At 70.4% G+C, this 18908-nt stretch carries 18 protein-coding genes; 3 read left to right on the top strand and 15 right to left on the bottom strand.

The genetic code is table 11. The features are described from left to right. Positions 1-3: 3 nt before the first annotated feature. The 14 genes from FHX78_RS22005 to FHX78_RS22070 form a co-directional block, all read right to left on the bottom strand. Positions 4-270, bottom strand: coding sequence for a hypothetical protein (locus FHX78_RS22005; RefSeq protein WP_145869140.1), 267 nt, complete (start codon positions 268-270; stop codon positions 4-6). A gap of 19 nt (positions 271-289) precedes the next feature. Then, positions 290-1012 carry an immunity 49 family protein gene (locus FHX78_RS22010; RefSeq protein ID WP_229923993.1) on the bottom strand — a complete coding sequence of 241 codons (723 nt, stop codon included), beginning with the start codon at positions 1010-1012 and terminating at the stop codon, positions 290-292. Between the two features lie 152 nt (positions 1013-1164). After that, positions 1165-1695 carry a pentapeptide repeat-containing protein gene (locus tag FHX78_RS22015; RefSeq protein ID WP_167531820.1) on the bottom strand — a complete coding sequence of 177 codons (531 nt, stop codon included), beginning with the start codon at positions 1693-1695 and terminating at the stop codon, positions 1165-1167. 140 nt (positions 1696-1835) lie between these two features. Further along, complete coding sequence (locus FHX78_RS22020; protein WP_145869143.1) at positions 1836-2687, bottom strand: hypothetical protein; 852 nt, start codon at positions 2685-2687, stop codon at positions 1836-1838. A gap of 47 nt (positions 2688-2734) precedes the next feature. Further along, positions 2735-4870, bottom strand: coding sequence for a hypothetical protein (locus FHX78_RS22025; RefSeq protein ID WP_145869144.1), 2136 nt, complete (start codon positions 4868-4870; stop codon positions 2735-2737). After that, positions 4867-5253, bottom strand: coding sequence for a DUF6507 family protein (locus FHX78_RS22030; RefSeq protein ID WP_145869145.1), 387 nt, complete (start codon positions 5251-5253; stop codon positions 4867-4869). The genes FHX78_RS22025 and FHX78_RS22030 overlap by 4 nt, the downstream gene beginning before the upstream one ends. A 48-nt stretch (positions 5254-5301) precedes the next feature. Then, positions 5302-5613, bottom strand: a complete 312-nt coding sequence (locus tag FHX78_RS22035) for a pore-forming ESAT-6 family protein (RefSeq protein WP_145869146.1) — start codon at positions 5611-5613, stop codon at positions 5302-5304. A gap of 44 nt (positions 5614-5657) precedes the next feature. Continuing rightward, positions 5658-5990 (bottom strand): hypothetical protein, encoded by a 333-nt coding sequence (locus FHX78_RS22040; RefSeq protein ID WP_145869147.1) that lies wholly within the window; start codon positions 5988-5990, stop codon positions 5658-5660. A gap of 463 nt (positions 5991-6453) precedes the next feature. After that, entirely contained in the window at positions 6454-7425 is a 972-nt protein-coding gene (locus tag FHX78_RS22045; protein WP_145869148.1) for an AraC-like ligand-binding domain-containing protein, read from the bottom strand. A gap of 289 nt (positions 7426-7714) precedes the next feature. Further along, positions 7715-8104: a D-ribose pyranase gene (gene rbsD / locus FHX78_RS22050; RefSeq protein ID WP_145869149.1), complete on the bottom strand. Its 390-nt coding sequence runs from the start codon at positions 8102-8104 to the stop codon at positions 7715-7717. Beyond that, positions 8101-9006: a ribokinase gene (locus tag FHX78_RS22055; protein WP_145869150.1), complete on the bottom strand. Its 906-nt coding sequence runs from the start codon at positions 9004-9006 to the stop codon at positions 8101-8103. Before FHX78_RS22055 ends, rbsD begins: the two co-directional genes overlap by 4 nt. Positions 9007-9079: 73 nt before the next feature. Then, entirely contained in the window at positions 9080-11035 is a 1956-nt protein-coding gene (locus FHX78_RS22060; protein WP_145869151.1) for an ABC transporter permease/substrate-binding protein, read from the bottom strand. Beyond that, positions 11025-12584, bottom strand: a complete 1560-nt coding sequence (locus FHX78_RS22065; RefSeq protein WP_145869152.1) for a sugar ABC transporter ATP-binding protein — start codon at positions 12582-12584, stop codon at positions 11025-11027. Before FHX78_RS22065 ends, FHX78_RS22060 begins: the two co-directional genes overlap by 11 nt. Further along, a complete protein-coding gene (locus FHX78_RS22070) occupies positions 12581-13615 on the bottom strand; it encodes a LacI family DNA-binding transcriptional regulator (RefSeq protein WP_145869153.1) in 1035 nt (344 codons plus the stop codon). The genes FHX78_RS22065 and FHX78_RS22070 overlap by 4 nt, the downstream gene beginning before the upstream one ends. Before the next feature lie 384 nt (positions 13616-13999). Here FHX78_RS22070 and map point away from each other — a divergent pair, with 384 nt between their 5' ends. Continuing rightward, positions 14000-14767, top strand: a complete 768-nt coding sequence (gene map / locus FHX78_RS22075; RefSeq protein WP_145869154.1) for a type I methionyl aminopeptidase — start codon at positions 14000-14002, stop codon at positions 14765-14767. A gap of 31 nt (positions 14768-14798) precedes the next feature. Here the strand turns inward: map and FHX78_RS22080 are convergent, their stop codons facing one another. Next, complete coding sequence (locus FHX78_RS22080; RefSeq protein WP_145869155.1) at positions 14799-15230, bottom strand: winged helix-turn-helix transcriptional regulator; 432 nt, start codon at positions 15228-15230, stop codon at positions 14799-14801. Between the two features lie 130 nt (positions 15231-15360). On the opposite strand from FHX78_RS22080, the gene FHX78_RS22085 reads away from it, so the two are divergent. Both FHX78_RS22085 and recD2 read left to right on the top strand, forming a co-directional pair. Beyond that, positions 15361-16233, top strand: a complete 873-nt coding sequence (locus FHX78_RS22085) for an aldo/keto reductase family oxidoreductase (RefSeq protein ID WP_145869156.1) — start codon at positions 15361-15363, stop codon at positions 16231-16233. A gap of 251 nt (positions 16234-16484) precedes the next feature. Further along, a complete protein-coding gene (gene recD2, locus FHX78_RS22090) occupies positions 16485-18806 on the top strand; it encodes an SF1B family DNA helicase RecD2 (RefSeq protein ID WP_145869157.1) in 2322 nt (773 codons plus the stop codon). Positions 18807-18908 lie beyond the last annotated feature (102 nt).

Genomic DNA, 18908 nt, shown 5'->3' on the forward strand with positions numbered 1-18908 from the left:
CTATCACCGGCTCGTAGGACTATTGGAGGGCGTGGAAACGCCGGGAGAGTACGCGCTGTCCTGCCCGATCAGCCGGTGGGACACGAACGACCACCCCACACACCCCGCGCACAGCACGGCCGCGATCACCATGCCGGCGAGTACCTTGCCCATCCGCTCGTCCGCGGCACGCCGTTGCCGCCGCGCCCCGAACAACAGGGCGTCCCGCAACCGCCGTCGCCGCACGGAAACGGACTCCAGGAGCTGGCTGTCGTAGTCCTGGGCGGTCATGCCGCTCGCTCACCTCGTGTCACGTGGGGAACTCTCCCAGCCAGCTCCGCTTGAGCAGGTGCTCGGGCAGATACTCCGACTCGACCTCGACGGGCCGTCCGGCGTCGTGGGCGAGGCAGGTGATGGCGAGGATCGCGAGAGGGATGTCGCCGTCACCGGATTCCTCCCGCTCCTCGTTCGCCGTCCAGTACTCCTTGTGAAGCTCCAGTGCCTGGACCAAGGCCGCGTTGAACTGATCCGCGTCCCCGCCGAGGAAGCGGTAGAACAGATTGATCGGCGGATACAGGACCTTGAGCATGGTCTCGCGGTCGAGGAAACGCAGCCGGTCGGGGTCGGTCCCCTCGAACGCGGCGACGAGCTTGTCCCCGAGTCCCGGCCGCTCCAGCCAGTACGTCTGGAGGACGTCGACCCAGTGGTAGATGTACTCCTCGAAGACGGCGCCGGAGGCCCGCAGCGTCTCGACCGGCACCTCGCACAACTGGGTCACCCGCACCTGGTCCCGGCAGACGACCGCCAGCCAGAAGGCCTCCAGCCAGGTACCCGCGTCCACGAAATGCGTGATCCCCACGGCGGGGATCGTCCGCACCTCGTGGCCGATCACGCACTCGACGGTGGAGCCCTCGGGAGCGGTCGCCGAGGCGAACAGGGCGGACCCGACCTGCATCGCCATGACCCAGGCTTCCCACGTCTCCAGTTTGTCGGCGGTGGGATCGTCCAGCGTCTGCAGGCTGGCGCTGGACACAGCACTGCTGAAGGTCAGGCCGAAGCTCTGCGGGTATGTCTCAAGACGCTCGACGCGACGGAGGGTTCTCTCGTTGATCTCTTGCCGGAGCTCGTCTGGATTCGGGTGACTACCTTCCAGCGGAGGCCGCAACACACTGATCGACAACCCGTTCACCTCCGACCTTCCAGCACACGCACATCGCCGCCACGTTCCCGCAGCCATCGCTCCAGATCGGCCCCGCCGATCTCCTTCTGGCCATCCCGACCGATCATGTGGACAGGGCCGAAAACGGTGCCGGTCATTCCCGTGAAGTCGGTCTTCTCGTCCACGGTGACTTTGAAGGTGTTCTCCTGGACGACTGCTTCGGAAAGGTCCGATCCGCAGAAGTTGACGTCGATCAGTGAGGCGCCCATGAGGCGGGTTCCCCGAAGTGAGGCGGCCGAGGCGTCGACCCCGTACAGCGATGCCTTGACCAGGTCGGCGCCGTCGAGAACCGCCCCCCGGAACACCGCGTCATCAAGGTTGACACGCACCAACGACGCCCGTGTCAGGTCGGCTCCGGAGAAGTCGGCCCCTTCGGCGTCGGACCGGTAGAGATCCACGCCGACGAGCCTGGCCCCGACCAACTTGGCATCGGTGAACCAGGACTCGTGAAAGACCTCACCGGAGAGATCCGCCCCGCTCAGATCGAGACCGATCATGTCGATCCCGCTCCGCCCTTCCTGTGACCTGGGAAGACACGTCGCGGCCAGGACGGCCGATGTCCTTGCGGCACATCTACGTGTGGTCATCCAGGCGCCATCTCTTCGTCGGCCGACCGTCCTCGTCCTGTCGGTACTGCTCACGGGGTGCTGGTCCCGTCGTCGGCAGGGCCTGCTTCTTGCTCGGTGTTCTCGGACCAAGGCAGGCGGGGCGGGCGGCGATGCCAGTACCACGGGAGGCTCGGCAAGCTCGTGATCCCCCCGCCCAGGGCTGAGCTGAGTGCCTGTCCGCCATCATCGACGGTGAAGCGCCTGTACACCTCGTCGAGTTGCTCCAGGGCGTCTCTGGCCGCGCGCGCCGTATTTTTGGGGGAAAGCCTGTCCAGTGCTTCTCCGAGGCGGTCCCGGTATTCCAGGTCCTCGCGATACAGATCCGCCGGAAACCATCCGTGAGGGGGGAAGCCGGAACTAAGCCGTGAGCACAGGCGCTCCCAGTTTCTCAGAAGACCGGCAAGATCCGACGCTTCCTTGGCGAGCTCCGCTTCCTCGACCGAGTCGGTGATCGGGGTGGGGAGTTCATATGCGCGTACCGATTCCGGGAATTGCATCACGAGAACGTTCGGAAGCCCCGGAATCCTCGACTCTGCGGCGTCGACAACGTATGCGGGACTGTCGTCCTCCGGTTGCAGGACCCGTGCCAGCGTGAAGGAGCCGTCCGGCAGGGCTGCGCCGCGGACCCACGGGAACCTGGCGTCCCAGGCCGTGAAAACCGGCGCAGAGAGGCGCTGGGCCACCGACGAGGCCAACTCCGCCTCTGTTGGCCGACGCTCGACCTCGTTGGCCGCATAGATGCTGAAGGACCAGTCCAAGTCGCCCTGCAGGCGCTCGTACTCGCAGGTGACGACAGCATCCCAGTTCCGGTCGTCATACTCCGATCCTGCCGATACATCTGTCTGTTCCAGTGCGACGTGGAACACCTCGGCGAGAATCACGGGCAGGCGTGTCGGCGCATCACTGGAGCGAACCATCAAGTGGTACATCACGAGTAGTACTTCCGGTAGAGGGTTAGTGCCTTTTGTACAGCCTCTGGGTTCTCCCGGAATTGAGGCGCTTTACTGAACATGGTCTGCAGCTTACTCATGTCTCCCTGGGCGCGCATGATGTGCTTGAGAGCCGTGTACTCGACACGGTTCATCTGCACGAATCCAGGTCCGTCGACCGGAAATACGCGGCCATGGGGTTCGATGGCGTACCGCCTGCCGTTCACGAGATAGCGTTGTGTATCGGCTTCGAAGTGTGCTCGACCGGCGGCTATTTCCGCAATGTCCTGGCGAACCAACGGCCTTGTCTCCGGAAGGATCACGGTGTTCTCCGTGTCCGGTGCACCACCACGCACCCCACTCAGCTCGTGACGGTAGTTGGGGTACAGAAGGGTCCTGCCCCGGGCCGTTCCGACGATGTCGTCGCCGGCCTTCCACTCCTTCGCGGTTGGTTCGCTGCCGGCGGAGGGAATGTCTCCCGGGTCGCCACCGTTGCCGTTCCCGTCGGCTCCACCGTGCGACGCGGTCCCCGTGGGGCCCGCGGGCCGAGGGTGTCCCGATGGCTGATCGGGCGACGAGCTGTGTGACGACCTGTCATGCGGAGTGTCCGAGGAATGGCTACTCCCGCCTTCACCGCCCGGTCCGTGCGCCGCCGCAGGGATGGAACCGCCGTCTCGGCGAGGGGGCTCCGTGTGACTGGCCGTCGGTCGAGAGTCACCGTGTGCGCCCGCCCGGTCGCCCGCCCCGACGAGCGCGCCCTCCTCGTGCGGCAGGCTCCGCTCCAGCAAGTCCCGGTCCGCCGCCGACAGTTCCACCTTCGCCGGGGCCGCCGTGCCGTCCGCGCGGACGACCGAGCCGTCGTCCAGGTTCAGCCGGGTGCCGTCCGGCCACTCCACCACGTTGTCGCGGATGACCGGCATGTCGTCGGCGACCCGCACCACGCTGCCGTCGGGCTGGACGCGCCCCGTCCCGGCGAGGATGTCGTCGTAGGCGCCCGCGTGGACGCCCCGCAGGCCGGCGAACAGGTCGGTGACCTTGACCGTGCCGAACTTCGCGGCCTTGCCCAGGTACGTCATGGGATCGACGAGCCGGGCCGTCTTGCCGAGCGCGCCGACCGTGCGGGCCACCGCGCCGCCCTTCGCCGCCGCTCCGGCGCCTCCAGTGAAGACGGTCGTCAGGACGTTGAACGTGACCGCGCCGCCCGCCCGTGCGGGGTTCTCGCCCCACTGGTCCCAGGCGACCAGCGCCTTGCCCGCCTCCTTGACCGTGGTGCGGGAGTCGCGCAGATAGGAGGGCAGCTTGTCCTCGGGCATCTGCCAGTACGCCACTCCGACCACGGGTATCGCGGTGATGAGCACGCCGGTCGCGAGCTTGCCGAGCCCTTTCCACGCCTCGCCCGCCGCGTCCCAGCCGTCCACGCCGACGAGGGTTCCGAGGCCCCGGATCGTGCCCCACACCCCGTCGACGACGAAGCCCTTGCCGAACTCCATGATCTGGTGGCCCAGCCAGTCGAGCCCGTGCCGCTCCTTCTCCACGGTCTTGCCCCAGGGCAGTTCCTCGGACTGGTTCAGCAGGTCCGCGGTGAAGCCGTAGGTACTGGTGCCGCGCTTCAGCAGGCGCTTTTGCGCGCCGTCCTCGATGATCAGCGTCGAGCCGCCCACCAGCGCGGTGATCTTGTTGTGGCAGGTGATCTCCGCCTGCCAGAAGGCCGCCGTGGTGGCGTTGACGTCGTGCATCAGGTCGTTGTTGAGCTGGACGTTGTCGTCGTCCTCGCGCCAGTCGTCGTCCCCCGCGATCTGCTGCCGGAAGGCCTCCGCACGGCGCTTGAGGCTCTTCAGCCGGGCCACGAGCGGCTGGATCTCCGTCTCGTACGAGCCGAGGGCCGCCGCCACCTTCTCCAGGTCGTCGGCGAACTCGTCGGCCTTGGCCGCCACCGGCGCCGTCGTGGCGAACAACTGCTCCGCCTCCGGCGCGGTGTAGCACGACGACAGCCCCTGGAACCGGGTGTGCACGTCCGATCCCGACTGGCGGAAGACGAGCGCTTCCCCCGTCAGGAGCATGGAATCGATGCCCAGTTGCTCCAGGTCGCCGGTGAACTGCGGGATGTTCTGCGGATCGATGAGGTCCGCGCTCACTGGCCCCCCTGCCCGCCCGCTCCCGGCAGGTCGATCTTCGGTTCCTTCAGTGCGTTCGCCTGGGCCTGCGCGGCCATGTCCAGGTCACCCTTGACGTACGCGTTGGTCGCGGTGGCCGCCCCGTTGAGCGAGTTCGACGTGCGCACCGCGACGTACATCAGCTTCTCCTGGTAGGCGGTGAAGAACTCGCCCAGTGCCGCCGCGACCGGCCCCTGGACCCCGCTCTTCTCCACGCCGCCCTGCTGGATCGTGCCGGCGGACTTCGCCGCGCTCGGCATGGTCTCCTGAAGGGCCTTTCCGGTGTCCGAGAGGCCCTCGGCCGCCTTCGCCGTCTGTGTGAGCACGTGCTGCACGCCCGACGGCGAGATGTCCCACCCCGTCATTGGAATCCCCGTACTCCCGTGTGCCGTCGTCCCGCCGACGCGCCCGCGTCAGCCGATGTTGTCGACCGCCGCGCGCGCCTTCGCCAGCGTCGACTGGGCCGTCCCGTCGTTGTCCTCGAGAGTCGTGCGCACCAGTTGGATGATGCTGCGCACCTCGTTGGCCGCGCGGTTCCAGCGCAGTTCCTTGCCGTGGTACTCCTCGGAGACCCCGTCGGCCCGGAAGTCGGCCATGGCGGCCTTGACGGCCTTGTCGCGGTCGGCCAGCACGCGCTCCAACTGCCCGACGATTCCCTGCAAGCCGCCCTGCACCTCGCTCGACGCGCCGGTGTCGTAGGAGCGGCGGTCCAGATTCTGGCCCATCTCAAAACCCCCTGTGGTTGTCGGCCCCTGTCCCGGTGGGCGGCCTAGCGCGCGCCGAAGCGGGCCGCGTCGAAGTTGGCCGCGCCCATGTTCTTCTGGGCGTTGTCGTGCTGTTCGGTCTCACCGGTGGTGAACGCGGTGTCCATACCGCCCTGGCCCTCGAGGATCGCGCCGAGCGACTCGTTCAGCGCGGCGGTGATCTCGTCCGCACGCGTCTTGAAGGAGTCGAAGGCGACCTTTCCGGAGCCGTTGAACTTGCCCTCCAGCGGCTCGGCCGCCTGGATGAGCATGCGGATCAGCGTGCCCAGGTCGGTGCTCGAACCGACCGTGCTCTTCCCCAGATCCGACAGGGTCGTCGACCCCATGTCGAACTTCACGTGTGTCACCCCCGTGCGTCACGTACGCATCACAGAACCGTTCGAACATGCTGTCGCACAACGCGTTGCGGACGCAATGTCATTGATCACGGTGTGACAGGATCCGGACACGCCGGGGACACGACCGACGCCGATACACGTCGGACCAGGACTCGCCGAGACCGCGGCACGGCGCGTGGAGCGCGCGGGACAGGCCCGTCGTGCGCGGCCCCGAGCGGCGGGAGCGGCGCACGCAGTGCGGGCCCGGTACGGGGCGCAGTCCGTACGGGCCCGGCGCGGAGCGCGAGCGGTGCGGTGCCGGACCGGACGCCGACGTTCGCCGGCACCGCACGGTGCTTCCCCCCTGCTCCCCGCAGTGCACAGCCCCCACTGTGCACGGGCACCAGCATGAGGCAGCCGGGAGCTTGAATCCTTGACGGTCCGTGCAGGGATCTTGTCGATTCCGGCAGAAGCGGAACGGCCCCTACCCGCCGGCGTGGTGGTGGCGGTGGTCCGTGGGTGTCATGCCGTACACCCGGCGGAAGACGCGGCTGAAGGTCGCCGGGTCGGTGAAGCCCCACCGCGCCGCGATCCAGTGCACGGCGCGGCCCCGCAGCCGGGGGTCGGCCAGGTCGCGACGGCAGCGCTCCAGGCGGCGGTGGCGGATCCAGGCCGCCGGCGCCTCCCCCTCCGCCGCGAACAGCTGGTGCAGATGGCGCACCGAGATGCCGTGAGCCGCCGCCACCGTCACCGGCGACAGCGACGGATCGCCCAGGTTCCGTTCGATGAAGTCCCGGATCCTGGTGTGCAGGGCGCGCCGACGGGACTCCGGGGGCAGCGCGTCCTCCGAGTCCGCGCAGCCACCGAGCACGGAGGCGATCAGATCCGTCGTCACCGACGCCAGCGCGGGCGCGTCCGCCTCCGTGAACTCCCCCGCGCGCCGGGCGACATCGGCCAGCCAGCGGTGCAGCGCCCCGCCCATGCCCCGGTCCACCGTGACGGACGTGGCCAGCAGGCCCCGCACCACACGCGGCGGCAGCGGCAGCCGCGTCCTGGGCATGCTGACCACCACCGTCGTCGACCGCTCGGACGTCCGGTTGATGAGGGCCTCGTAGGGCAGGCTGGTGTCGGCCACGACGAGCTGCCCCACCCGGAACGCCGTCTCGTTGCCGTCCTGCGCCATCCCGCCGTCACCGTCGAGCTGGCAGTTGATCTGGAGGAACTCCGGGTCGAAGCGCCGGATGGTCCGCGGCGTGCGCACCGTGTCCAGGTGCGGCAGCCTCAGCTCGGCGATCTGCACGTCCCCGAGCGGCAGCACCCGCATCGTGGCATCGAAGTCGTCCCTGCGCTCACTGCGCAGCAGATTGGGCACATGGGTCCGCGTCGCCACGTCCTGCCACAGGTCCCACCGCTCGGCGGGCCGCACGACATCGGTCCGGAACTCCTGCACCAGCATCGCCTTACGCCCCCAACGCGTACCGGACGGCTGCGTCCTGCCCGACAGCCATCGTAGGGAACCGGCGCCGGAAAAATCCCGCGGAGACCGTGCAACCCTCCCCGCACCTCACGGGTCGTACTCGGTGTCAGGACTCCTGGGAGGGGACCCGGGGGGCTTGAGGGGTTCTGACGGGGAGGGATCCGAGGGGGCCCGGTCGACGGACCGGGCCCCCTCGAAGTACGCGCGTCCGCGTTCCTCGCAAGAACAGTCAGAAGCACACGTCAGAAGCACACGTCAGAAGAGCACGTCAGAAGAACACCCCGCAGCGCAGCAGCACGTTCGCGTACGGCCGTGCCTCGCCGGTGCGCACCACCAGCCGCGCGCCGGCGCTCAGCTCCTTCAGCCGCTCGTGCGGCACCAGTTCGAGCCCCGGGAAGCGCTCCGTCAGCAGCCCGGCCGCCGCCGGATTGGCGTCCCGCACCTCGGCGGCCGCCGTGGCGCCCTCGACGACCAGCTCCTCCAGCAGCCCCTCGACGACCTCCGCGAACGACGGCACGCCCGCCCGGAACGCCAGGTCCACCACGCGCGGCCCGTCGGGTATCGGCATCCCGGCGTCGCACACCAGCACCCCGTCGCCGTGGCCGAGTTCGGCCAGGGCACCGGTGAGGTGCCGGTTCAGGATTCCGTGCTTCCTCACAGCGCCGCGACCTCCGCCGCCGTCGGGAAGGACACCTGCGCGCCCTCCTTGGTGACGGTCGCCGCGCCCACCCGGGCCGCGAACGCCGCCGCCTCGGCGAGCGGCTCGCCCGCACCCAGCCGCCACGCCAGCGCGGCCGTGAACGCGTCGCCCGCACCGGTGGTGTCCACCGCGCGCACCGCGACCGGGGCGACCCGCGCGACCCCGTCCCGGGACGCCACCAGCGCGCCCTCGCCGCCCAGCGTCACCACCACCGACCGCGGGCCCTTCGCCAGCAGCAGCCGCGCCCAGTCCTCCGGCTCGTCGCTCACCGTGGCACCGTCACCCAGGATGACCTTCGCCTCGTGCTCGTTGACGATCAGCGGATCGCAGGCCGCCAGCACCTCCGGCGGCAGCGGGCGCGGCGGGGACGGGTTCAGTACGAACCGGCTGCCCGGCGCCAGGCTCCGCACCGCCTCCACCACCGTCTCCAACGGGATCTCCAACTGCGCGGACACCACCCGGGAGGCGTGGAAGAGACTCCCCGCCGCCCGCACGTCCGCCGGCGTCAGCCGCCCGTTCGCGCCCGGTGACACCACGATGCTGTTGTCACCCGACGGGTCCACCGTGATCAGCGCGACCCCGGTCGGCGCCCCGCCCACCAGTACGCCCACCGTGTCCACACCGGCCGCCCGCAGCGAGTCCAGCAGCAGCCGGCCGTGCCCGTCGTCGCCGACCCGGGCCAGCAGCGCCGTACGGGCGCCGAGCCGGGCGGCCGCGACCGCCTGGTTCGCGCCCTTGCCGCCTGGGTGGACGGCCAGGTCCGACCCCAGCACCGTCTCCCCGGCGTCCGGCCGGCGCTCCACACCGATCACCAGGTCGGCGTTGGCCGACCCCACGACCAGCAGGTCGTAGTCGTACATGTAGTGGCTCCCCACGTGGTCACGTGGGGCGGGCGGTCGTCGTGACCGCCCGCCCCCGGTCTTCTCGCCGGTGTCAGCCGCCGAAGCCGGCCACGTTCTCCTTCGTGACCACCTTCACCGGAACCTTCACCGTCCCGCTGACCTTCTCGCCCTCGATCGCGCGCAGCGCGTTGTCCACCGCGATCCTGCCGAGTTCCCTCGGCTGCTGCGCGACGGACGCGTACAGCGTGCCCGCCTCGACCGCCTTGAGCCCGTCCGGCGTGCCGTCGAACCCGACGACCTGCACCGACGTGCCGGCCTTCGCGCCGAGCGCCTTGATCGCGCCGAGCGCCATCTCGTCGTTCTCGGCGAACACGCCGTCGACGTCCGGGTGGGCCTGGAGGAGGTTCGTCATCACGTCGAGGCCCTTGGTGCGGTCGAAGTCCGCGGGCTGCTTGGCGACCACCTTGATGCCCGGGTAGTCCTTCAGCCCCTCGGCGAAGCCCGCGCCGCGCTCCCGGCTCGCGGAGGTGCCGGCCTGGCCCTGGAGGATCACGATGGTGCCCCGGCCGCCCAGCTTCTCGGCGAGCGCCTTCGCGCCCTGCCGGCCGCCCGCGACGTTGTCGGAGGCGACCAGCGCGTCCGTCTCCGCCTCGTTGACGCCCCGGTCGACGGCGACGACGGGGATCCCGGACCGGTTGGCCGAGCGCACCGACGGGCCGGCCGCGTCCGAGTCCACCGGGTTCACGACGATCGCGCCGAGGCCGCCACTGGTGAAGTTCTGCAACTGGTTGGCCTGCTGCGAGGCGTCGTTCTGCGCGTCGGTGACCGTGAGGTCCACGCCCCGCTTCCTCGCCTCCTCCTCGGCACCGGCCCGGATCTGCACGAAGAACGGGTTGTTCAGCGTCGACAGGGACAGACCGATCCGCTCGTTCCTCGCCGCCGGCGAGCCGTTGTGCAGGAAGGACATGGCGCCGACGACCGCCGCCGCGACCACCGCGGCGAGTACGTACGTCGCCGCCTGCTTCTTCCCGCCCCCGGCGCCCGGCGTGCCGGCCGCCACCGGAGTGGCCCCCGCCTTGCGCCGCAGCGTGTCGAGGAGCACCGCCAGCGCGATCACCACACCGATGACGACCTGCTGCCAGAACGCCGACACCGACAGCAGGTTCAGGCCGTTGCGCAGCACCGCCAGGATCAGCGCGCCGATCAGGGTGCCCGACGCCTTGCCGGTGCCACCCGCCAGCGAGGCGCCGCCGATGACGACCGCGGCGATCGCGTCCAGCTCGTAGCCCTGCGCGGCCTGCGGCTGCGCGGACGACAGCCGGGCGGCGAGCACGATGCCCGCGGCGGCGGCGAACAGGCCGGACAGCGCGTAGATGGCGAGCTTCTGCTTCTTCACCCGCAGCCCGGACAGCCGGGCCGCCTCCTCGTTGCCGCCGATCGCGTACATCGAGCGGCCGATGTACGTCCGGCCCAGCACGAACGCGGTGAGCAGCCCCATGGCGACCATCACCAGCACCGGCACGGGCAGCCAGCCGCCGAGCGTGTCACCCAGGTGCGAGACGGAGTCCGGGAAGGGGATCGGGGAGCCCTGCGAGATCACCAGGGACAGACCGCGCGCCACCGACAGCATGGCCAGCGTCGCGATGAACGACGGCAGCTTGCCGTACGAGACGAGGAAGCCGTTGACCAGGCCGCAGGCGATGCCGGTGGCGATGGCGAGGACCACCGCGAGCACCACCGGGACGCCCTGCGAGGTGGCGCTCCACGCCAGCACGGTGGCCGACAGCGCGGCGACCGAACCGACCGACAGGTCGATGCCCGCGGAGACGATCACGAAGGTCACGCCGAAGGCGAGGATCGCCGTCACGGCCGCCTGGACGCCGACGTTCAGCAGGTTGTCGGCGGTCAGGAAGTCACCGGACAGCGCCGACATGGCGATGACCAGGACGATGAGCGCGGTGAGCGCCCCGTTGTCGAGGAGCAGCCGGCGCAGGCCGCCCGGGGCGCCACCCGCGCCCGTGGGCTTCTTGAGCGTGTCAGTGGCCACCGGTGGCCTCCTTGTCGGTCGTGTCGTCGGTGTCGGTGTCGGTGTCGTCGTGGTCGTGGACGCCGGTGCCGACGGCGAGTGCCATCACGGCGTCCTGCGTGGCCCGTTCGGCGGGGAGTTCGCCGGCGATCCGGCCCTGCGCCATCACCAGCACCCGGTCGCTCATGCCGAGCACCTCGGGCAGATCGCTGGAGATCATCAGGACGGCGGCGCCCTGCGCGGTGAGCTCGTTGACGAGCTGGTAGATCTCGACCTTGGCGCCCACGTCGATGCCGCGCGTGGGCTCGTCGAGGATCAGCACCCTGGTGTCGGCCAGCAGCCACTTGCCGATGACGACCTTCTGCTGGTTGCCGCCGGACAGGGTGCGCACGTGCTGCCCGAGGCCCGCCATCCGCACCCCGAGCTGTTCGGCGATCCGCGCGGCCGCCGCGTGCTGCCCCTTGAGGTCGACGAGCCCCGCACGGGTGGCGGACCGCAGGGTGACCAGCCCGAGGTTCTCCGCGACGGAGGCGTCGAGGACCAGCCCCTGCCCCTTGCGGTCCTCCGGCACGAGCCCGATCCCGGCCGCCATGGCCGCGCCCACGTCGTGGCCGCGCACCGGCGTGCCGTCGACCTTCACGGCCCCGCTGTCGTACGGGTCCGCCCCGAACACGGCCCGCACGACCTCCGTGCGCCCGGCCCCGACCAGCCCCGCGATGCCGACGACCTCACCGGCGCGCACCTCGAAGCTCACGTCGTGGAAGACGCCGTCGCGGGTGAGCCCCTCCACCCGGAGCAGCGCGTCGCCGGTCTCCGGCCGCGCACGCGGGTACTGCTGCTCGATCGACCGTCCCACCATGAGGCGTACGAGCTCGTCCTCGGGCGTGGAGGCGGGCACCTGGCCGACGCTCCTGCCGTCCCGGATGACGGTGACCCGGTCGCCCAGGGCGGCGATCTCCTCCAGGTGGTGGGTGATGAACACGATGCCGACGCCGTCCTCGCGCAGCCGCCGCACGATGGCGAACAGCTTCTCGACCTCCTCCGAGGTCAGCACGGCCGTCGGCTCGTCCATGATGAGCACGCGCGCGTCCAGGCTGAGCGCCTTGGCGATCTCGACCATCTGCAGCCGCGCGATCCCGAGGTCACGGACCCGCGCGCGCGGCGACACGGTGACGCCGACGCGCTCGAGCAGCACCGCCGCGTCCGCCTCCATCGTCTTCCGGTCGATCATCCCGAAGCGGCGCGGCTGCCGCCCCAGGAAGATGTTCTCGGCGACCGTCAGATCGGGGACGAGGTTGAACTCCTGGTAGATGGTGGCGATCCCGAGCCGCTCGGAGTCCTGCGCATCGTGGATGCGCACCTCCTGGCCACCGGCCAGGATCCGGCCGGCGTCGGGCGTGTAGGCACCGGAGAGCATCTTGATCAGCGTGCTCTTGCCGGCGCCGTTCTCACCGAGGAGGACGTGCACCTCGCCCCGGCGCAGGTCGAAGTCGACGTTGTCGAGGGCGACCACGCCCGGGAAGGTCTTGCGGATGCCCTCGATGCGCAGCAACTCGTCCGGGTTGCTCACGGCGTACTCCTTCGTACGGGGGACGGGGACTGTGGGGGTACGGGCTCGCCGCACGAGCGGCGCACGACGAGCCGGGCGGGAAGGGTGACGGACTCACCGGGCCGGCCCTCGATGCGGTCGACCAGCGCGCGCACGGCGGCCCGCCCGAGCGCGCCCGTGGGCTGGGCGATCGCGGTGACCGGCGGGTCGGTGTGCACGAACCAGGGGATGTCGTCGAACGCCGCCAGCGCGATGTCGTCGGGCACCCGCAGCCCGCGCGCGCGTACGGCGTCCAGCGCGCCGAGCGCCATCAGGTTGTCGGCGGCGAAGACGACCTCGGGCGGCTCGGCCAGGTCGAGGAAGCCCTCGGTCACCCGGCGCCCGCTGTCGGCCTGGAAGTCGCCCTGGCCGATGTAGGCGGCGGGCAGTTCCAGGCCGTGCTCGCGCAGCGCGGCGCGGAAGGCGTCGACGCGTTCGCGGCCGGTGGTGGTGGCCGCCGGGCCCGCGATGATGGCGAGCCGGCGGTGCCCGAGCCGGTGCAGATGCGCCACGAGGTCCCGTACGGCCGTTTGCCCGTCGGAGCGCACCACCGGCACGTCCACGCCCGGGATCCACCGGTCCACGAACACCATCGGTGTGCCGGCGCGGGCGGCGTCCAGCATGCGCGGCGAACCGCCGTCGGTGGGGGAGACGAGCAGCCCGTCGATACGGCGGTCCAGCAGTGTCGTCACGTGGTGGTCCTGGAGTTCGGGCCGCTCGTCGGCGTTGCCGATGATCACGCTGTAGCCGAGCGCGCGGGCCTCTTCCTCGACGGAGCGGGCCAGTTCGGTGAAGTACGGGTTCATCACGTCGCTGATGACCAGGCCGAGGGTGCGGGTCTGGTCGGTGCGCAGCGACCGGGCGACGGCGTTCGGGCGGTAGCCCAGCGTCTGGACGGCGGCCAGCACGCGTCCGCGGGCGTCCTCGCTGACCGACGGGTGGTCGTTCAGGACGCGCGACACCGTGGCGACGGAGAGGCCCGCCTCGGAGGCGACGTCCTTGATGCTCGCCATCGCCGCTCCACCTCCTTGTGGAATCGATTACACGGAGGATTGGAATCGATTACACGGGAGGGGAGCAAGGGGGCGGGGGTGGCCGATACGTGATTGTGACCGGGGTGGTGGGGGTCAATCGGGGCGGTCGGCCCGGGCGTACCTGCTGTTCACCGCCGGCAGGGGCAGGGGGTGGCTCCCGCCGGGGTTGGCGGCCGGAGTCCACGGATGAGGTGGGGTGGCCGAAAGCCGCCTCCCTCCTGGAGTCCCCCTCGCCGGGCGGCGCCCGCAGTCCCCCTCGCCGGGCGGCGCCCGCAGTCCCCCTCGCCGGGCGGCGCCCACGACCGACCGTGATACTAATACCGGTATAAGTATTGGGTCGACGTGCTCCGAGGAGTCGAACACATGGTGGAGATCAAGACCGATGCCGCGCTGGACGCGATGCGGGAGGCCGGGCGGGTGGTGGCCCGCGCCCTGGCCGCGGTCCGTGACGCGGCCGACGTGGGGGTGTCCCTGCGGGAACTGGACGAAGCGGCCCGGGCGGTTCTGGACGAGGCTGGAGCCGGCTCCCCGTTCCTCGGTTACCAGCCGTCCTTCGCCCCGGTCCCCTTCCCCGCCGTGATCTGTACGTCCGTCAACGACGCGGTGTCGCACGGCATCCCCACCGGCTACCGGCTGCGCGACGGCGACCTGGTGAGCGTCGACTGCGGCGCCCAGCTCGACGGCTGGGCGGGCGACGCGGCCATCAGCTTCACCGTCGGCACGCCCCGCCCCGGTGACCGCGATCTGATCGACGCCACCCAGCGGGCCCTCGACGCGGGCATCGCCGCCGCCCAGGTGGGCGGTCGCATCGGCGACATCTCCCACGCCATCGATTCCGTGGCCCGCGAGGCGGCCTGCGGCATGCCCGCCGACTTCGGCGGCCACGGCATCGGCCGCAGCATGCACGAGGACCCGCACGTCCCCAACCGCGGCCGCCCCGGCCGTGGTTTCCCCCTCCGCCACGGCCTGGTCCTCGCCATCGAACCCATGCTCATGGCCGGAGGCCGCGACACCTACCGCACCGACGCCGACGGCTGGACCCTGCGCACCACGGACGGCAGCAGGGCCGCCCACTTCGAACACACCGTCGCCATCACCGACCAAGGCCCGCGCATCCTCACCCTCCCCTAGAAATCAACGCCAGACGGAGAACGCCGCCCCGCTAGGAAGCTCGTGCGTCGTGGCTCTCGCGATGGGCGAGGACTTGTTCCATGTGGATCTGGGCCCACTGCCTGAGCCCGCGTGTCAGGTGGTGGAGTGAGAGGCCGAGGTCGGTCAGCTCGTAGGTGACGGTGACAGGGACCGTGGGTGTCACGGTGCGGATGAGCAAACCGTCGCGTTCGAGAGCCCGCAGGGTCTGGGTCAGCATCTTCTGGCTGACGCCGGCCAGTAGCCGGGCCAGCTCGGAGTAGCGCATCGCCTTCGGGGCGTGCGATGCGCCGGACTGTTCGGGTGTGTCACCGCCCAGTGCGCACAGGATCAGGACGACCCACTTGTCCGAGATCCGGTCGAGGAGCTGACGGCTGGGGCACACCGCCAGGAACGCGTTGTACTCCGCCTTGGCCTGTGCTTCCTTGTCGGCCTTCGTCGTCACTGATCTCGCCTCTCACCTTCTGGGGTGTTACGCACTTCGAAGTGCCTACTTCCCTGCGGGAAGTTCCTCTCCAACACTGGTGCAAGGGGGTTGGAGATACCACCCCTTGCATGAAGTGAAAGGCCCCACGATGAACACGCCCTCCGCACCTCGTCCCGGCGGAACCTGGACGCTGGGTGACTCGTCCGTCACCCGGTTCGGCTACGGCGCGATGCAACTCGCCGGTCCGTGGGTCATGGGGCCGCCCGCCGATCGCGACGGCGCTCTGGCCGTGCTGCGCGAGGCGGTCAGCCTCGGGATCACCCACATCGACACCAGCGACGCCTACGGACCGCGCATCACGAACGAGCTGATCCGTGAAGCGCTGCACCCCTACCCGGAGCCGCTGTTCATCGCCACCAAGGTGGGTGCGGCCCGCGACGCGCAGGGCGGCTGGCCCACGGCCCGGCGTCCCGAAGACCTGCGCAAGCAGGTCCATGAAAACCTCGAATCCCTCGGCGTCGACACCCTCGACCTGGTCAACATGCGCATGGGCGACGCCCAGGGCCCGCAGGCCGGCTCGATCGCCGAAGCGTTCGAGACGCTCGTCGACCTCCAGCAAGAGGGACTGATCCGCCACCTCGGCGTCAGCAATGTCACCGGAGAGCAGGTCGCTGAGGCGCGCGGCATCGCCCCGATCGTGTGCGTACAGAACATGTACAACCTCGCCCGCCGCCACGACGACGACCTCGTGGATCATCTCGCCGCCGATGGCATCGCCTACGTGCCGTTCTTCCCCCTGGGAGGCTTCACGCCGCTCCAGTCCGAGGCCCTCTCACGGGTCGCGAACCGACTGGGGGCGACGCCCATGTCGGTCGCCCTGGCCTGGCTGATCCAGCGCTCGCCGAACATCCTGCTCATCCCCGGTACTTCGTCCACCGCCCACCTGCGCGAGAACATCGCGGGCGCCGGTCTCTCCCTCTCGGACGAGGATGTGGCCGAGCTGGACAGCATCGGCCGCTGAACGGGAAGACGCCCGCGATGGGTTGGACCGGCAGGGCGTCGTCGTCGAGCGGGTCCCGACCGGCAACGCCCGACTACCACCGACCCCACACCGGCATCGGCGGCCACTGAACGCCCCGTGGACACGTACTGCCTCCCTGTTCACGGTTTTCGCCCACCCCCGTCCCACCCGACACGGACCCCTCCGCACAACCCACCCCACCACCCCCAAAGCCTTCAGCCCCTGTCACCCCCCACCGGTACCGTCGGATCATGACCAACCAGTCGGAGACCTCCCCCGGCGAACGCCGACTCGCCGTGCTCGAAGGCGTCCTGGAGCGCATCACGTACGCCAACGAGGAGAACGGCTACACGGTCGCCCGCGTCGACACCGGCAGGGGCGCCGGTGACCTGCTCACGGTCGTCGGCGCCCTGCTCGGCGCCCAGGCGGGGGAGTCCCTGCGGATGGAGGGCCGCTGGGGGTCGCACCCGCAGTACGGCAAGCAGTTCCACGTGGAGAACTACACGACCGTCCTGCCGGCCACGGTGCAGGGCATCCGCCGCTACCTCGGCTCCGGCCTGGTCAAGGGCATCGGCCCGGTCTTCGCCGACCGCATCACCCAGCACTTCGGGCTGGACACGCTCCGGATCATCGAGGAGGAGCCGAAGCGGCTGATCGAGGTCCCCGGCCTCGGCCCCAAGCGGACGAAGAGGATCGCCGACGCCTGGGAGGAACAGAAGGCGATCAAGGAGGTCATGCTCTTCCTCCAGTCCGTCGAGGTGTCGACGTCGATCGCGGTCCGGATCTACAAGAAGTACGGTGACGCCTCGATCTCCGTGGTGAAGAACCAGCCCTACCGGCTGGCCGCCGACGTCTGGGGCATCGGCTTCCTCACCGCCGACAAGATCGCCCAGTCCGTCGGCATCCCGCACGACAGCCCGGACCGGGTCAAGGCGGGCCTGCAGTACGCCCTGTCGCAGGCCACCGACCAGGGGCACTGCTATCTCCCCGAGGAGAAGCTGATCGCCGACGCGGTCAAGCTGCTCCAGGTCGACACCGGCCTGGTCATCGAGTGCCTGGCCGAACTCGCCGCCGAGCCCGAGGACGGCGAGGACCCCGGAGTCGTACGGGAGAAGGTCCCCGATCCGGAGGGCGGCGACCCCGTGACCGCCATCTACCTCGTCCCCTTCCACCGCGCCGAAGTCGCCCTCTCCGCCCAGCTGCTGCGCCTCCTGCGCACGGACGAGGACCGGATGCCCGTCTTCCGGGACGTGGTCTGGGACAAGGCGCTCGGCTGGCTGAAGGGGCGCACGGGCACGGAGCTAGCGCCGGAGCAGGAGGCGGCCGTCAAGCTGGCGCTGACCGAGAAGGTCGCCGTCCTCACGGGCGGGCCCGGCTGCGGCAAGTCGTTCACCGTGCGCTCCATCGTGGAGCTGGCCCGCGCCAAGCGGGCCAAGGTCGTGCTCGCCGCCCCGACCGGCCGCGCCGCCAAGCGGCTCGCCGAGCTGACCGGCGCCGAGGCCTCCACCGTCCACCGCCTGCTGGAGCTGAGGCCCGGCGGTGACGCGGCCTACGACCGTGACCGCCCGCTCGACGCCGACCTGGTGGTGGTCGACGAGGCGTCCATGCTGGACCTGCTCCTCGCCAACAAGCTGGTCAAGGCCGTGCCGCCGGGCGCCCACCTCCTCTTCGTCGGCGACGTCGACCAGCTGCCCAGCGTCGGCGCCGGCGAGGTGCTCCGGGACCTCCTCGCCGACGGCGGCCCCGTCCCCGCCGTCCGGCTCACCCGTGTCTTCCGCCAGGCGCAGCAGTCCGGCGTCGTCACCAACGCGCACCGCATCAACGCCGGGCAGCACCCGGTCACCGACGGCATGAAGGACTTCTTCCTCTTCGTCGAGGACGACACGGAGGAGGCCGGCCGGCTCACCGTCGACGTCGCGGCCCGGCGCATCCCGGCGAAGTTCGGCCTCGATCCGCGCCGGGACGTGCAGGTGCTGGCGCCCATGCACCGCGGTCCGGCCGGCGCGGGCACCCTGAACGGTCTGCTCCAGCAGGCCGTCACCCCGGGCCGCCCCGACCTCGCGGAGAAGCGGTTCGGCGGCCGGGTCTTCCGTGTCGGCGACAAGGTGACGCAGATCCGCAACAACTACGACAAAGGGGAGAACGGAGTCTTCAACGGCACCGTGGGCGTGGTCACCTCGCTCGACCCGGTCGACCAGCGTCTGACGGTGCTGACCGACGAGGACGAGGAGGTGCCGTACGACTTCGACGAGCTGGACGAGCTGGCGCACGCCTACGCCGTGACCATCCACCGCTCCCAGGGCAGCGAGTACCCGGCGGTCGTCATCCCGGTGACCACGGGCGCGTGGATGATGCTCCAGCGCAATCTGCTCTACACGGCGGTCACCCGGGCCAAGCGGCTGGTGGTCCTCGTCGGCTCCCGCAAGGCGATCGGGCAGGCGGTGCGCACGGTCTCGGCGGGCCGCCGCCGCACGGCGCTGGACTTCCGCCTCGCCGGTTCCCGCCTCTCCACGGGCCCCGGTGCGGCGGTGAGGGGGCCGTCACCAAAAAATGATCGATCAAACGAGTCGTAAAGGTCACAGAGCCCTTCCGGATGGGGAACACAGGGGGCAGGATGGGCAAGTTGGCGGCACTGAGTGCCGCCAATAGGCCCGATGGGCGACCCCGAGTGCACT

This window comes from Streptomyces capillispiralis (genome assembly GCF_007829875.1).
GTDB classification, from domain to species: domain Bacteria; phylum Actinomycetota; class Actinomycetes; order Streptomycetales; family Streptomycetaceae; genus Streptomyces; species Streptomyces capillispiralis.